Here is a 15,782-nt window from a genome sequence, read left to right as displayed (position 1 = left end):
CACATCAAAGCGTATGTTCGGTACGCGCGATGATATCATCCTGAGCGTCAGGAGATAAGGCCGTAAAGAACGCTGAGTAGCCCGCTACGCGCACCACAAGATCGCGATACCGTTCTGGGCGCGCTTTTGCTTCCAGCAGTGTTTCGCGTGAAACGATGTTGTACTGCACGTGCCAGCCTTTATGCACTTCAAAGAAGGTGCGCAGCATCAGCATCAGTTTTTCTCGATCGCGCGTATTTTCCAGCGTAGCTGGATTGAGTTTCTGATTCAGCAACACGCCACCTAGAATTGCGGCGGTGGGGAGTTTGCCTAAAGAGTTAAATACCGCCGTGGGCCCAAGATGATCGGTTCCCGATGCCGGGCTTGCGCCTTCCGCCAGTGGCGTTTTGGCTTTGCGTCCATCTGGTGTGGCCTGCGTGGCCGCACCAAAAGGCACGTTAGCCGAAATGGATGACGTCCCCGCATAGTAGGTTCCGCCGATCGGCCCACGACCAAAACGGGTATTATGGTACTGTTTCAGTTCATCAATATAGGTCTGATAGGCACGAACCAGCAAGTTATCTACGTCATCTTCGTCGTTGCCATATTTCGGCGCATTGTTCATCAGTCTCTGGCGCAGCAGTTCACCGTCTAAACCATCAAAATCATTTGCCAGCGCCGCGGCAAGCTGTTGCTGGCCGATAACGCCTTGTTCGAAGACTAATTTTCGTACTGCCGCTAAGCTGTTACCGAGGTTAGCGATGCCGACCTGTAGGCCAGAGACCCAGTCATATTTAGCGCCGCCTTGCTTCACGCTTTTGCCTCTTTCGATGCAGTCATCAACGAGCGCAGAACAGATAATGTCATGGGCATTTTCTTCAAGCACGGTATCCACAACGCATTCAATTTCGATTGATTTGCGAGTGAAGTAACGGATTTGCTCATCCCAAGCGTTCATGACCTGATCGAACGTCTCAAAGTTACCTTTAGACAGCGCTAATTCTTGCGGTAGAAATGTTTTTTGACTGGTTGCATCGCGGCCTTGTTCTAATGCGGCCAGCATCACACGGGCGAAGTTGATGAAGCTCATTCCGGTGCATCGATATCCCCATTTTCCGCCGACGGCGGTTTCGATGCATCCAATAGCGGCATAATCATAGGCATCCTGCGGTTCAACGCCCAGTTTGATAAACTCAGGGATCACGATTTCATCGTTATTAAACGCTGGCATGCCAAAGCCACAACGAATGACCTGTACGCAGGCATCGAGGAAATCATTGCTTATGCCCGCATGATATCGAACGCTGAGGTTCGGCTGCGTAGAGCGTAATCGTCCACAGGATTCTAAAACGGTGTAAGACAGGGGGTTGACGGCATCCTGCGGCTGGCCGTTTAACAACGTTTGTCCGCCGATGGTGACGTTTTGGTAGAGCGGGCTACCGGCAGAGGCTTTTGAGTGTGAACCCGAGCGAATTTTATTCACTTCTAACAATTTCAGCCAGCAACCGTGCAATAGCTCAATGGCAAATTCACGGCTGATGCTTTGCTTCAGCTCCACGTCGCGGCGATACCATGGATAAAGGTATTGATCGAGGCGGCCAAATGAAACCGAATGTCCGTTGGATTCGATCTGTAACACCAACTGCATGAAATAGCACAGCTGCAGCGCTTGCCAGAAGGTTTGCGGTGGCTGATGTGCAATCAATTCACAGTTTGCAGCAATATGGCGCAGTTCAGCCTGACGTTCAGGCCGACTCTCCTGTTCCGCCATGCTTTTCGCCAGCTCCGCGTAGCGTAAAATATGATCGCTAAGGGCGCTTAGGGCGATATCAATCGACTTTAGGAACTGCTCCTTGTGCAGATCGTCCCAGTCGGTGAGCTGCAAACGGCTGCGGCGTTCGTCGACTTTATCCCGCAGTCCGTCCAATCCTTTCTCCAACAGCAGCGGGAAATTGACCGCTAGATGGGCATCACCGGAGGTCATATTGCCTTCTGCTTTAATGATACCGGTTGAGAGTAGGGCTTTTTGCTCGTCGGTAAACATACCGTAGCAGCGATCTTGAACGGTTTGGCCTCGCCACCACGGGCAGATTTTATGCAATACCGCTTTATTTTCCTCTGAGACAGAGAATCCAGCGCCAGGGCGATCCGCCAGTTCGTCGATTTCCTGCTCAATCCAACTGACCGTATACTCAGGAAATATCGGCGCGGCACGCACTTCACTGGCCTGATTGCCGATGATCAGCTCATCATGTTTAATCCAGATGGTGCGTTGCTGGAGATGGTGGGCTAACGCCAGTGCCCTGCGTACGGGCAGCGGTTTATCCTGATGCTGTTGGTACATCTCGGTATAGTGCTGTGCACGTTCGGTACACACCGGTGGCTTAACGATATGGATTAGCGCCTCTTTATGAGCGCGAATACGTGGCGACAGCGAAGTTAAATCGAGTTGGGTCATGACGTTATCCTCGTAGCAGAGCGGTAAGACCTTTATCGCGGGCGTATTGCTGCGCAAAGTCCAGTAACTCTGGGTTATCCAATGGCTTATCCGCCGCTATATAAGGCATATCCAGCAGGCGGTATTTATTGATGCCGAGTGTGTGGTAGGGCAGAAAATGAATCTCTTTGGCGCCGAGTTCATCGGCGGCGAAGTTGGTGATTGCGCGAATGGATTGTTCGTCGGCGTTAAAATCGGGAATGAGTGGAACACGGATCGTCATATTGACGCCGCGCGTGGCGAGACGGCAAAAATTGTCCATCACGCGTTTAGCAGAGCCGTCAGTCCATTGTTTAAAGGTGTTTGCGTTAACATGCTTTAAATCGGCTAACAATAGATCCAGAAACTCAAGGCTGGGCTCAATGTTATGCCAAGGCACATGCAGGCAGGATTCAACGGCAGTATGAATTTGGTGTTGATGGCTGCGCTTCAGCAATTCTGCGCAGGCTTCGGGCTGCATGAAAGGCTCGCCGCCAGAAAGGGTTATTCCGCCGCCGGTTCGCTGATAAAAAGGCAAGTCTCGCAGCACCGACCCCATCACCTCATCCAGATCCAGTGCCGACCCGCATACAGACAACGCGCCCGTAGGGCAACATGTCTCAAGACGATCTAAATCGCGCTCAGCGATCGCATGACGATCGATCGTGACGCCACTATTCTCTCGTTGAATGGCGTGCGGCACACACTGTTCGCATAGCTGACACCCTTCTAGGCACAGTCTTGCGTCATACAGCAGTTCACGGGCTCGTGAGCGACTCTCTGGATTTTGACACCAACGACACCCTAAGGAGCACCCTTTCAGAAATACCACTGTGCGGATCCCTGGACCATCATGGGTCGAATAACGTTGCAGGTTAAATAGCATACGAACTCCGAAGGTATGATTAGTGTTCAATTTCTTCTAACGAAGATTAATGCACTTTCGAATGAAAGTTGAGTTGATATTGATCAACTGCAAATGGGTTTAATGCTTTATAGTGAGCACAATCAGACGTTGAGCACATTTTCGATAGGGGGAAGTGAATGGAACTGTATCTGGATACGGCCGATGTCATTGCGGTGAAAAGGCTGGCGCGTGTTTTACCCTTGCAAGGGGTGACAACCAACCCAAGTATTATTGCCAAAGAGGGTAAATCTGTATGGGAGGTTTTGCCGGCTTTGCGAGATGCGCTGGGCGGTTCGGGTAAACTTTTTGCGCAGGTGATGGCTAACGATTCGGAACGCATGGTGACGGAGGCGGTTATGCTGACCGAGCGTATTTCTGGCGTGATCGTGAAAATCCCGACCACGGCAGAGGGGCTGGCAGCCATCAAACAGCTGAATACAATGAATATCGCCACGCTTGGCACCGCGGTATATGGTGCAGGCCAAGGGTTGCTGGCGGCTATGGCCGGAGCAGCCTACGTTGCCCCTTATGTTAATCGGGTTGATGCGCAGGGCGGCGATGGTATCGGCATGGTGCGAGAATTACATCAATTGCTGAAGATGCATGCGCCAAATTCTCGCGTGCTGGCAGCGAGCTTTAAAACGCCACGCCAGGCATTGGACTGCATGTTGGTGGGGTGTGAGGCGATCACGCTGCCGGTCGATATTGCAGAACAAATGTTGCTGAGCCCCGCAGTGCAGTCTGCCGTTGAGAAATTTGAACAAGATTGGCAGGGTGCGTTTGGCACCAATCTGCTGGGCTAGCTCGTTTGTAGCCTATCGCCCAAGTGGTCTAAACGGGTGAAAAAGAGGTTGGCAATGAAGAGCGTACCTCAAGCGATAAAATAGAATAAATCTCCATAAAAAAACCGGCCACTTGGCCGGTTTTGATGTTTATAAACGCGTGATCCTCAGCATGGGCATTTGCCCAATTTCCCCCCCTTGCTTGGGAAGCGTGCCTCTAAGCAATAGCGATGAAATTCACGCTCTGTCATTGGCGTATTTTCAGGATGATGTAGCTGCTGGTGGCGCACGTAGTTCTGATAATCTTGCACGCCAACCATCAAACGCAAACTTTGTGCGGCTCGCCGATACATCAGTTTTACCCACTGCCATGCCGACGTTGGGTGTGACTCACCCAGCGAAAGTGGCAAACAGCGCAGGATAACCATATTCGGCTGCGCCTGCCTTTTCCACGGCAGACCGCTTTTGATCATCATGTGTGCTTTGACATCATGTTCCTCAGCCATGTGATTTTTCCTCACGCAGTGCCGGCGTTGTCTCGTGCACCGTCGGCTGGTTGGCATTGAGTGCACGGCGAATAACAAAGAAAGCAGAAATCAGCATGGTGATGGCAACCAACATAAAGAAGCCACACAGCGCGGCGTTGATGTAGTTATTTATCACAATGGTTTCCATATCTTTGATGGTTTTCGCAGGTGCAATGAGGGTGCCTGAATCGATCCCCGCAGAGAACCGTTTGGCCTGTGCTAAGAAACCAATGCTGGCTTTCTCATGGAAAATCTTCTGCCAGCCAGCGGTCATTGAAGTCACGAATAACCAGACCGTTGGCAGAATGGTCACCCATGCGTAGCGCTGCTTTTTCATCTTGAACAGCACGACCGTGCCGAGAATTAACGCCATCGAGGCCAGCATTTGGTTACCGATACCAAACAGCGGCCAGAGCGTATTAATTCCTCCTAGCGGATCGACCACGCCTTGATAAACGAAGAAGCCCCAGCCGGCAACGGCCACCGTGGTTCCTGCCAGATTACCAAACCAAGAACGGTTGTTGGCTAAGCTTGGAATTGCGACACCAACCAGATCTTGCACCATAAAACGACAGGCGCGCGTACCCGCATCCACGGCGGTCAGAATGAACAGTGCTTCAAACAGAATGGCAAAGTGATACCAAAACGCCATCATGGCGCGGCTGTTGAAGACCTCGGTGATGATATGTGCCATGCCAACGGCGAAGGTCGGTGCACCACCGGCGCGTGACAGAATGGAATTCTCACCCACGTCTTTGGCAATCATGGCAAGCGTTTCAGGAGTGACGACAAAACCCCAGCTATTAATCACCTGTGAGGCATTTTCTACCGTAGTACCGATCAGTGCCGCAGGGGAGTTCATGGCGAAATAGACGCCAGGGTCGATAACCGAGGCGCAGATTAATGCCATGATGGCCACGAATGACTCCATCAACATGGCACCATAGCCGATAAAGCGAATATGGCTTTCACGCTCGATGAGTTTCGGCGTTGTGCCGCTGGAAACCAGCGCATGGAAACCTGAGATGGCGCCGCAGGCAATGGTAATAAACAAGAATGGGAATAGGCTGCCGGAGAATACCGGGCCAGTGCCGTCAATGAAGCGGGTTACCGCTGGCATTTTCATCTCTGGCGCAGCAAAGACAATCCCCACGGCTAAACCGGCGATCACGCCAATTTTCAGGAAGGTCGATAAATAATCGCGCGGTGCCAGCAGCAACCAAACCGGCAGTACGGAAGCAATGAAGCCATAAATAACCAACACCCACGTTAGCGTGGTGCCGTGTAGAGTAAAGAAAGGCCCCCAATAAGGGTGCATGGCGATATCGCCGCCGTAGATAATCGCGGCCATCATCAGAACAAAGCCAATGATCGAGACTTCCGCAATTTTCCCCGGGCGCAGATAACGCATGTACACGCCCATAAACAGAGCGATAGGGATCGTAGCGGCAATGGTAAACAGCCCCCACGGACTGTCAGCTAAGGCTTTAACTACCACCAGAGCCAAGGCTGAGAGGATGATAATCATCACGCCTAATGCGCCAAGCATCGTGATGACGCCTGCAAAAGAGCCCAGCTCTTGTTTAGCCATTTCGCCCAGCGACCGGCCATCACGACGAGTCGAAATAAACAGGACTAAAAAGTCCTGCACTGCGCCCGCTAGCATGACACCAACCAAAATCCAAATGGTACCGGGTAAAAAGCCCATTTGCGCCGCCAAAATGGGGCCGACTAGCGGACCCGCTCCGGCAATCGCCGCAAAGTGATGCCCGAATAGCACCCATTTGTTAGTTGGCACATAGTCCAAACCATCGTTGTGGCGCTCGGCGGGTGTTAATCGACGGTCATCGAGTTCAAACACTTTTTCAGCAATGAAAAGACTGTAAAAACGGTAGGCAATGCTGTAACAGGCAATAGCGGCTATCACCAGCCACACCGCGTTAATATGTTCACCACGGCTCAGCGCTAGCATGCCAAAAGCATAAGCGCCGATTAACGCCACCAATAGCCAAATCAGGCCGGATCGGACGTTCTTCATTGTACGGCTCCTTCGTATAGGGGGAGAGGTATCGATTTCTTGTTGTAAGAGAGGTTTGGAGACTAGGCTCGCATGGTTAAATAAAGGTTAAAAACTGGGCTTTGTCATGTTGATGATTCGAGTAGGCGATAGAAGTGTGAAGAGCGTCTGATTTGTAATGATTACGTTGAAAAACAACTCAAATTTGTGAGGTGATGATACATATCGCCCAAGGAATAAACATAAAAATTGATGTGCATCAATTTTGGTATGACCAAATGACCTGTCGTGTTATTCTTTGCGTAGAAAATTAAATTAACCTGAGTGAACCATACGTAAAATAAGGGTATTGATTATTTACCGTTAATTAACTATTGGTTTACATTTTTTACCAAGGGAGAAAGCTTTGAGCGCATCTAAGAAAAAAATCGTGATTGTCGGCGGTGGTGCGGGCGGTCTCGAGCTGGCAACCAGTCTGGGCCATAAACTCGGTCGTAAAGACAAAGCGGAAATCATTCTGATTGACCGTAACCATAGCCACTTGTGGAAACCACTACTGCATGAGGTTGCAACCGGATCGTTGGATGACGGCGTGGATGCGTTGAGCTATCTGGCTCATGCGCGTAATCACCACTTCACCTTCCAACTGGGTTCGTTGACCAACATCGATCGCGCTGCGCAGCAGCTGACGCTGGCAGACATTCGCGACGAGCAGGGTGAAATTCTGGTACCACAGCGCGAGCTGTCGTATGACATTTTGGTGATGGCGTTGGGTAGTACCTCGAATGATTTCGGTACACCGGGCGTGAAAGATAACTGCATTTTCTTAGATAACCCGCATCAGGCTCGTCGTTTCCACAACGAAATGCTGAATCTGTTCCTGAAGTTCTCGGCGCAAAAAGATAAAGCGGCGAAGGTGAATATCGCGATTGTGGGTGGCGGAGCGACCGGCGTTGAGCTGTCTGCGGAGCTGCACAATGCGGTTAAGCAACTGCACAGCTATGGTTTTGAAGGCCTGAGCAGTGAAGCGCTAAACGTGACGTTAGTTGAGGCGGGCGAGCGAATTCTTCCTGCGCTGCCTCCCCGAATTTCTGGTGCAGCACACAGTGAACTGACGAAGTTAGGCGTGCGCGTTCTGACCAAAACCATGGTTACCAGCGCGGATAAAAATGGCCTCAACACGAAAGATGGTGAATTTATTCCTGCCGATCTGATGGTGTGGGCGGCGGGCATTAAAGCGCCTGATTTCATGAAAGATATTGGCGGTTTAGAGACTAACCGTATCAACCAATTAGTGGTTGAGCCAACGCTGCAAACCACGCGCGATCCGAATATCTTCGCGATTGGTGACTGTGCGTCATGCCCGCAGCCAACCGGCGGATTTGTTCCTCCGCGTGCTCAGGCCGCGCACCAGATGGCTTCTCGCTGCTACGCCAACATTTTGGCACAGCTCAAAGGCGGCAATATGAAGCCTTACGTGTACAAAGACCACGGTTCACTGGTTTCTTTGTCTAAATTCAGCACCGTTGGCAGCCTGATGGGCAACCTGATGCGTGGTTCAATGATGGTAGAGGGGCGTATTGCGCGTATGGTTTATATTTCGCTGTACCGTATGCACCAAATCGCGCTGCACGGCTATATCAAGACCGGGCTGATGATGCTGGTCGGTGGCATCAATCGCGTGATTCGTCCGCGTTTGAAACTGCACTAATGCGTTGCTGAATATATCGTTGAAATGAAACGGCTCTGATTAGAGCCGTTTTTTTTACCCTAACGTGTCAGGCAATATGACGTTATTCTCCACCTGGCTGGGTAGCAACAACGCGTAACTGAGACAGGTAAGGCGTCTCTTTGGTGCTAAACGAATAGGTATATCCTGATGTTTTACTATCACCAGCTATGCAGAAGGCAATTTCAGTTTGTCCTTTTTGCCGCGCTTTTTGCACCAGTGTCGTAACATCAAACTCTCGGTAGGAAACAGCATTATCTAAATACAACGAACTCCAGCTGGACACATCGCACGATGGGCGGTTATTCCACGTAACGCTATTTTCATCCCAGTTAGTGTTGGCAGGATACGCATACATAGTGATGGCATTTGCCGGTGTGGTGAGAATACCGCCTGATAATCTTAACTTATAGCTGAATAGCGCCGTTTGATCTGCGGGATATTGGGTCGGCATAGGTGGGATTTTATATTTTACCAGCGCAATCTTCATGGGATTATTCAGTGCGCTGCTGTTTGATATATCGCCTAGCGCTAGCATTTGGGTTTGTGAGCCAAAATTTTTGTCACTGTCAGCTAAATTACTGACGTAGGTGTCAGCAATAGGATCGCTATAGCTATATGGCATATGGCCTGTACAGTCATAATTATTATTCATGCAGCGTTCTGTCATAAATTTTGCTGCATCGGGTGACCAGCCATTAATAAAATCACCGTGAGCGGTATACATCGTTCCCCATTGTTCAATTCGTTGTTCGCCATTCATGATCGGGTCTAATGACAATTGAACCTGAGTTAAATCCAATTTGTCATAGCCATTAATAATATAGGCGACGTTCATATTTATCGTTGGGATATGCTTTGGATAATCTACAGGACAGGAACCATCGCTATTAGAATAAACCGCATTCGGTTTTGCTGGTGAACCTGACGGCTTAGCTTTCAGCGTATGTCCATCCCAACAGTTAGGGAATCGAATTCCGATATCGACCTGTAATGTGCCGTCAGATGCACGCTGGCATATGCGTTGGTCACTATTGCTATAACCCGAACCATCGTTACAAAAGAATGAAATGTAAGGGTTTTCCGCTGTTCCAGTATGGTTGCCGGCCAATAGCTGTAACCCTTCAGGTAAGGAGGTCAATGGATATTGTGTGCTGTTGACGGTTTGATAATAGACTTTGGTGTATTTAGGCGGTGCAGTTTGCTGGTTTGGCAATCTCATGGCCGGTGCCCAATAGGCTGAAGAGTCAGCTAAAGTGTCACAGGTGGTTCCTGCTGCTTCACGAAGTGTTACATAAGTTGAATATGCGTCGGTTTTTTGGTTACCAAAAAAGTCATGCCACATAGCATGATTAGGCATGCCATACATGAGAATAGCGTCGTCACCTAATGTATGGCTATACGCACAGTTGACGCTAGTTTGATAATTATCCGCATATGCAAAAAATGGATTAAGCAGCAGCGAAGAGAAGAGTACTAATAGTAATGCAACGCAATGCTTCATTGTTTTTTCTCCAATGAATGAATATGAAAAAAATGAAAGTAACGAGCCCTACAAAAACTAAGGTAGCTCAGTTATTGCATAGGCTTTGCGCCGTTTAGAAACAAAGTGTGTGCTTATTTAGATTTAAAAATTCTGGCTGCTGATACATTGACGAGTGTTTTTTATACAGGGTAAGTATTGGTATATGCCAATAAGCGCCTCTTTTAGAGGTACACAACGTTAAAGCGCACGAACTAAAGGGTCTGATCGGAAAGCTCTTAAAGTGAGTAATGAATATCATTTGGTTATGTTGTCTGATTGTTGCAATGAATATTCCTATGCAAACTATCTCTTATAAGTTAGGTGAAGCACGCACACCGAGCGAAAGGATCCTATGACTTTCGCATCGTTATGAGTCCGTTATGTTCATAAGCAACGTATTCATCACCATTGCGTGAGTCTATTCAGGAGGAGTGCCCTGTGAATAAATCAATGTTGGCAGGTGTTGGTATCGGCGTAGCCGCAGCGTTAAGCGTTGCTGCAGTAGCAAGTTTAGACGTGTTTAGCACTGGACCGCGTTATGCGCAGGTACTCTCAGCAACGCCGATTCATGAGTCAGTGAAGACCCCACGGCAGCAGTGTCGTAATGTCACGGTAACGCATCGCCGTCCGGTACAAGACGAAAATCGAATAGCGGGTTCTGTGCTAGGCGCAGTGGCGGGTGGGGTATTAGGCCATCAAATCGGTAACGGGCGCGGCAAAGATGTGGCGACCGTGGTTGGGGCATTAGGCGGTGGCTATGCCGGTAATCAGGTTCAGGGCGCAATGCAAAACAACGACACCTATACCAGCACCCAGCAACGCTGCTCAACCGTTTACGACAAATCGCAGAAACTGTTGGGCTACGACGTCACCTACAAAATTGGCGATCAGCAAGGGCGCGTGCGCATGGATAAAGATCCGGGTACCCAAATTCCCGTTGACCGTAACGGCCAGCTGGTGCTGAACCAAAGCGTGTAAGAGTTTGATAACGCGAATCAGTAAGGGAGGCTAATGCCTCCCTTACTGATTCAAGCATTCCAGCATTATTTACTTCATGTATTAAAACGAACTCATCAGCACATGATATGGAGCTAAATCTTAAGTCCCTAGCTTGGCCATTCATTTGTGAATTCAAGCCGTTCAATAAATATAGCTCATCTTGTTTTTTCAGTGAGATGTGAAAAATTCATCCTGAAAATAGTAAGACTGTCATGTCATTCTGGATGATGCTGGTTATCTTAGGCGCTATAACCTGAATTAGATTGAATAAGTATTAAAGATGCTGAAACCAGTATTTCTAAGTTTGTTAACTATATATTGGTGGTGGTGAATTTATTCAATTCATTAAATCGATGTATATATTTACCAGATGCTATTTCTGCAATTGTTTTATTTCTTTGATACATGGTTAATTAATATGTAAATAAGTCAGTGGTGAGTTGACATTAAATTGTCTTATGTTAATTTCGATTGGTTTTGATTGTATTAAAAATCGAATATTTGCATGGGTAATCATTTAATTTAACTACATTAAAGAGGTGTTTATGTTGCAAGTTATAGGTGCTGGGGTTAGGGGGGGAAATAACATCCCAAGAAGTATTCATGTTGGTTATGGTAACTGGAGTGCTGGTAAAGTTTATTGTCCTGATGGACAGTTTGTAATGTATAATCGCGTATCTGTTCTTGGTAGTAATGATCAACCTATTGATCATCATATAGAAGATAGCGTAGGGTTCACAGTAGAGTTCCCTGAGGTTCCTTGTGATTCTGCAGGAAATAATCTAATGGATCATTATACAATAAGGCAAATAACTAACTATAACGCGCCATATGGGCTTTATTTTGTTCAGATAGCGATTTTCTGCAAAAAAGAACCGACACATCGAATTAATCTAGATACCGGCGAGGTCATAAATAATGATAGTGACGATCAGTATATTGGAACCATGCCTCTATCTTATATAATTATCAAACGGTAATCTTACATTCGGAAAGAATTAAATCATCTGATTATAAAAAACCTCATTTAAATAAAAATGCAGATGAGGTTTTTATAGATGGAAAGTTGCTGCAATACGATTAATTAATAGCATATATATCCGTAAGCGTTGAATGTGCTTCCTCTTCATCAGGTTCATGCTTTTATATTATGATTAATTAAAATGTTAAGCCAAATAAAAATAACACTTCGAAAGATTTCATTGTTACGACCTGAATTTTTTTGATTTATAGATAATCAACGGCGTAATAAAAAATGTGGTATGTATGACATGTATTTTGTATCAATAAAGTACGGGGCATATATTCATATACCCCGTTGCAAGATCAAACCCGATGCTCAGCAAACTGGCTGAGGAGATCGGAAATAAACTCGAGCCGTACCTTACGTTCGCTGAGGTCGACAATAAACTTCAGCTTAGTTGGCCCATCCAAGCGGAAGATGTGCGGTTTTTTCTGCAACAGACCAATTAGGAACATGGGGTCAACGTGATTTTTCTCACCGAACTCAATGAACCCGCCTTTATCATTGCCTTCAATACGGCGAATACCAAGTTCCATCGCATCCAGACGCAGCTTGGCGCCTTGCAGTAAATTACGCGCGGCATCTGGCAGCAGGCCGAAGCGATCGATCAATTCCACTTTTAGCTCTTCAAGCTGATCGTCACTCTTGGCGCTGGCAATACGCTTATAGAATGACAAACGGGTGCTGACGTCCGGGATATAATCATCCGGCAGCAACACCGGCATGCGGAGCTCAACGTCGGTCTGATTGCTGGTGAGATCTTCTAGCGAAGGTTCGCGTCCTTCTTTAAGCGCATCAACCGCGCTTTCTAGCAGTTCCATATACAGAGAGAAGCCAATGGTGGTCATCTGGCCGCTTTGGTCATCGCCCAACAGCTCGCCCGCGCCGCGAATTTCCAGATCGTGAGTCGCTAAAGCAAAGCCCGCCCCCAAGTCTTCCAGCGACGCAATCGCTTCTAAGCGTTTTTGCGCATCGGTCGACATCGCTTTAGGCGGTGGCGTAAGCAGATACGCATAGGCCTGATGGAAAGAGCGACCCACACGCCCACGCAGCTGGTGAAGCTGTGCCAAACCAAAATGATCGGCGCGTTCAATAATGATGGTGTTAGCGCTTGGGATGTCGATGCCCGTTTCAATGATCGTAGTACATACCAGAACGTTGAAGCGCTGGTGGTGGAAATCATTCATCACGCGTTCAAGTTCACGTTCTCGCATCTGGCCATGGCCGACTGCAATCCGCGCTTCAGGCACCAGCTCGCTTAACTTCTGGGCTGCTTTTTCAATGTTTTCAACGTCGTTATACAGGTAATAGACCTGGCCGCCGCGCGTCACCTCACGCAGGATGGCTTCGCGCACCACCAAACTGTCGTATTCGCGCACGAAAGTTTTCACGGCTAAACGACGCGCCGGAGGCGTGGCAATAATCGATAGGTCGCGCATTCCGCTCATCGCCATGTTGAGCGTACGTGGGATTGGCGTAGCCGTCAGCGTGAGAATATCCACGTCGGCGCGCATGGCTTTGATGCGTTCTTTCTGTCGCACGCCAAAGCGATGCTCTTCGTCGACGATCAGAAGACCCAAATCACGCCACTGCACGTCAGCCTGCAAGAGTTTGTGAGTGCCGATTAAAATATCGACTTTGCCATCAGCGGCATCTTGCAGCACCTGCGTTTGCTCTTTCGCGCTACGGAAGCGAGAAATCATTTCGATGCGAACTGGCCAGTTGGCAAAACGGTCACGGAAATTGTCGTAATGCTGTTGAGCCAGAAGGGTCGTTGGCACTAATACGGCCACCTGCTTATTGTTGTGCACTGCGAGGAATGCGGCACGCATCGCCACTTCTGTTTTACCGAAGCCCACATCGCCGCACACTAGGCGGTCCATCGCCAGTGGCTGACACATATCGCTGAGTACGGCATTGATCGCCATACTTTGGTCAGGCGTCGTCTCGAATGGGAACGTTTGGCAGAACATTTGATAGGCTTCGCGGTCCTGTTTGAACGCAAAGCCGGGTTTCGCCGCCCGCATGGCATAAATATCCAGCAGCTCAGCCGCGACGTCGCGGACTTTTTCCGCGGCTTTTTGGCGGGCTCGGGTCCACGCGTCGCTGCCTAATTTATGCAGCGGTGCGCTTTCGTCTGCGCCACCGGAGTAGCGGCTTAGCAGATATAGCGAGGAAACCGGAACATACAGTTTGGCATCACCGGCATAGGTTAGGATCAGGTATTCACCCTTGATGCCGCCGGCTTCCAGCGTTGTCATACCGCCATAGCGGCCCACGCCGTGCTCGAGATGAACGACCGGTTGACCGATGCTCAGCTCAGCCAGATTGCGGATCAGGGTATCGGTATTGATAGTGCGGCGGTTGTCTTGGCGACGACGGCTAACGCGTTCGCCCAACAGATCGCTTTCACAGATCAGCGCAAGCTTGAGCTCGGGATTGATAAATCCATGCTCGCACGAGCCCTGCATAATATAAATTTTGCCCGCTTCCGCGTCTTCTATGCGGGTAATCAGCTTCGGATTTATTTTGATGCGGGCCAGCAGTTCTAGCATGGTTTCGCGGCGGCCTTCGCTTTCTACCGAGAAAACAATGGCATCTTTGGTTTGCTCAATGAAGCGCCGCAGAAGATCGAGCGGATTTTTGTTTTGCGCCTGAACCGTGAGCTCCGGCAAAGGCTGGTAGCTGAGGTTGGTGTTCGCCGCTTTTTTATCTAGCTTGTCGGTTTTTAGCTGAACGCGTGGCCACTGTTTGAGCGAGGAAAACAGCTCATCAACGCGCAACCAGAGCTTGTCGGGCGTGAGCAGTGGGCGCATGGGGTCAACGCGGCGGTTTTCGTAGCGCTGATTCACATCCAACCAGAATCGATCCGCCGAGGCTTCTAATTCGCCGGTATTGACTAATAACGTGTTGCTTGGGAAATAGCTGAACAGCGGCGGCAGTGCTTGGCTGAAGAACAGCGGCTGCCAATACTCTATCCCCGCAGGCCAGATGCCTTTGCTGACCTGTTGGTAAATATGTTCGGGATCGCGGCGTACTTCAAAGAGCTCACGCCACTGGCTACGAAACAGCTCGATCGCGGTTTGATCGGTTGGGAACTCGTGTGCCGGAAGTAAGTTGATGGATTCAACTTCGTTAAGCGTGCGCTGAGAATCCACGTCAAATACACGCAGACTGTCGATTTCATCATCAAAGAAATCAATACGGTAAGGCTCATCGCTACCCATCGGATAGAGATCGAGCAAAGCACCACGGGTGGCAAATTCACCGTGTTCCATTACCTGATCGACGCTGCGATAGCCAGCCTGTTCTAATTGGCTGCGGAGTTTGTCGCGGGATAGCAACTGGCCTTTTTGCATCACCAGCGCATGCCCATGCAGGAATTCATGCGGACATACGCGCTGCATCAGCGTGTTGACCGGTAGAATGAAGACGCCGCGTTTCATCGTCGGGAGCTGATACAGGCTAGACAGGCGAGCGGAGATGATGTCCTGATGCGGTGAGAAACTGTCGTATGGCAGCGTTTCCCAGTCAGATAGGGTAGTCACCATGCGCGTAGTGAACTGTTGGATTTCGTCGCGTAGCCGTAGCGCTGATTGAATATCCGAGGTGATCAGCACCACCGGACCAGCATGTTTTTCGGCAATCTGCGCGCATTCTAGCGCGCATGCAGATCCAGTGAGCTGACCTAAAAGCCGTACATCGCCAGCTTTGGCCGGGAGCGTATAACGCTCAGGTAACGTGTATTGGTATTGTTCAGGCATAAATCGTTAGTCAGTCTCTGTCGCTCTTTTGGCGCGTAGCCCGATCAGGCACC

General features: G+C 49.2%; 10 protein-coding genes. 4 read left to right on the top strand and 6 right to left on the bottom strand.

Features of this window, described 5'->3' with window-relative positions:
* Nucleotides 1–4: 4 nt before the first annotated feature.
* Nucleotides 5–2,437, bottom strand: coding sequence for a formate C-acetyltransferase/glycerol dehydratase family glycyl radical enzyme (locus tag AB3Y96_RS13255; protein WP_367299404.1), 2,433 nt, complete (start codon nt 2,435–2,437; stop codon nt 5–7).
* A 4-nt stretch (nt 2,438–2,441) separates the two neighbouring features.
* Nucleotides 2,442–3,341, bottom strand: coding sequence for a glycyl-radical enzyme activating protein (locus AB3Y96_RS13250; protein ID WP_072308711.1), 900 nt, complete (start codon nt 3,339–3,341; stop codon nt 2,442–2,444).
* Between the two features lie 158 nt (nt 3,342–3,499).
* On the opposite strand from AB3Y96_RS13250, the gene fsa reads away from it, so the two are divergent.
* Nucleotides 3,500–4,165: a fructose-6-phosphate aldolase gene (gene fsa / locus AB3Y96_RS13245; protein WP_072308712.1), complete on the top strand. Its 666-nt coding sequence runs from the start codon at nt 3,500–3,502 to the stop codon at nt 4,163–4,165.
* A gap of 146 nt (nt 4,166–4,311) precedes the next feature.
* On the opposite strand, the gene AB3Y96_RS13240 is transcribed toward fsa, so the two are convergent.
* On the bottom strand, nt 4,312–4,617 hold the full coding sequence (locus tag AB3Y96_RS13240; protein ID WP_072308782.1) for a YbdD/YjiX family protein: 306 nt from the start codon (nt 4,615–4,617) through the stop codon (nt 4,312–4,314).
* A 25-nt stretch (nt 4,618–4,642) separates the two neighbouring features.
* Complete coding sequence (locus tag AB3Y96_RS13235) at nt 4,643–6,709, bottom strand: carbon starvation CstA family protein (RefSeq protein WP_367299403.1); 2,067 nt, start codon at nt 6,707–6,709, stop codon at nt 4,643–4,645.
* Between the two features lie 385 nt (nt 6,710–7,094).
* Here AB3Y96_RS13235 and AB3Y96_RS13230 point away from each other — a divergent pair, with 385 nt between their 5' ends.
* Nucleotides 7,095–8,399 (top strand): NAD(P)/FAD-dependent oxidoreductase, encoded by a 1,305-nt coding sequence (locus AB3Y96_RS13230; protein ID WP_367299402.1) that lies wholly within the window; start codon nt 7,095–7,097, stop codon nt 8,397–8,399.
* An 82-nt stretch (nt 8,400–8,481) separates the two neighbouring features.
* Here AB3Y96_RS13230 and AB3Y96_RS13225 read toward each other — a convergent pair whose 3' ends face one another.
* Entirely contained in the window at nt 8,482–9,921 is a 1,440-nt protein-coding gene (locus AB3Y96_RS13225; RefSeq protein WP_367299401.1) for a DUF1996 domain-containing protein, read from the bottom strand.
* 459 nt (nt 9,922–10,380) lie between these two features.
* On the opposite strand from AB3Y96_RS13225, the gene AB3Y96_RS13220 reads away from it, so the two are divergent.
* Nucleotides 10,381–10,920 (top strand): glycine zipper 2TM domain-containing protein, encoded by a 540-nt coding sequence (locus AB3Y96_RS13220; protein ID WP_168780263.1) that lies wholly within the window; start codon nt 10,381–10,383, stop codon nt 10,918–10,920.
* Between the two features lie 566 nt (nt 10,921–11,486).
* Entirely contained in the window at nt 11,487–11,921 is a 435-nt protein-coding gene (locus tag AB3Y96_RS13215; RefSeq protein WP_367299400.1) for a hypothetical protein, read from the top strand.
* Nucleotides 11,922–12,267: 346 nt separating this feature from the next.
* On the opposite strand, the gene mfd is transcribed toward AB3Y96_RS13215, so the two are convergent.
* Nucleotides 12,268–15,729, bottom strand: coding sequence for a transcription-repair coupling factor (gene mfd / locus AB3Y96_RS13210; RefSeq protein WP_367299399.1), 3,462 nt, complete (start codon nt 15,727–15,729; stop codon nt 12,268–12,270).
* Nucleotides 15,730–15,782 lie beyond the last annotated feature (53 nt).

The organism is Hafnia alvei, assembly GCF_964063325.1.
Taxonomy (GTDB): Bacteria; Pseudomonadota; Gammaproteobacteria; order Enterobacterales; family Enterobacteriaceae; genus Hafnia; species Hafnia alvei_B.
Note: the sequence above shows the minus strand (reverse complement) of the source record. Positions and strands in the feature narration are given on the sequence as shown.

What these genes read in the sequence shown, in the direction of transcription:
- AB3Y96_RS13250 (WP_072308711.1), bottom strand. Translation starts at nt 3,341, where the DNA reads ATGCTATTTAACCTGCAACGTTATTCGACCCATGATGGTCCAGGGATC.
- AB3Y96_RS13255 (WP_367299404.1), bottom strand. Translation starts at nt 2,437, where the DNA reads ATGACCCAACTCGATTTAACTTCGCTGTCGCCACGTATTCGCGCTCAT.
- fsa (WP_072308712.1), top strand. Translation starts at nt 3,500, where the DNA reads ATGGAACTGTATCTGGATACGGCCGATGTCATTGCGGTGAAAAGGCTG.
- mfd (WP_367299399.1), bottom strand. Translation starts at nt 15,729, where the DNA reads ATGCCTGAACAATACCAATACACGTTACCTGAGCGTTATACGCTCCCG.
- AB3Y96_RS13215 (WP_367299400.1), top strand. Translation starts at nt 11,487, where the DNA reads ATGTTGCAAGTTATAGGTGCTGGGGTTAGGGGGGGAAATAACATCCCA.
- AB3Y96_RS13235 (WP_367299403.1), bottom strand. Translation starts at nt 6,709, where the DNA reads ATGAAGAACGTCCGATCCGGCCTGATTTGGCTATTGGTGGCGTTAATC.
- AB3Y96_RS13225 (WP_367299401.1), bottom strand. Translation starts at nt 9,921, where the DNA reads ATGAAGCATTGCGTTGCATTACTATTAGTACTCTTCTCTTCGCTGCTG.
- AB3Y96_RS13240 (WP_072308782.1), bottom strand. Translation starts at nt 4,617, where the DNA reads ATGATCAAAAGCGGTCTGCCGTGGAAAAGGCAGGCGCAGCCGAATATG.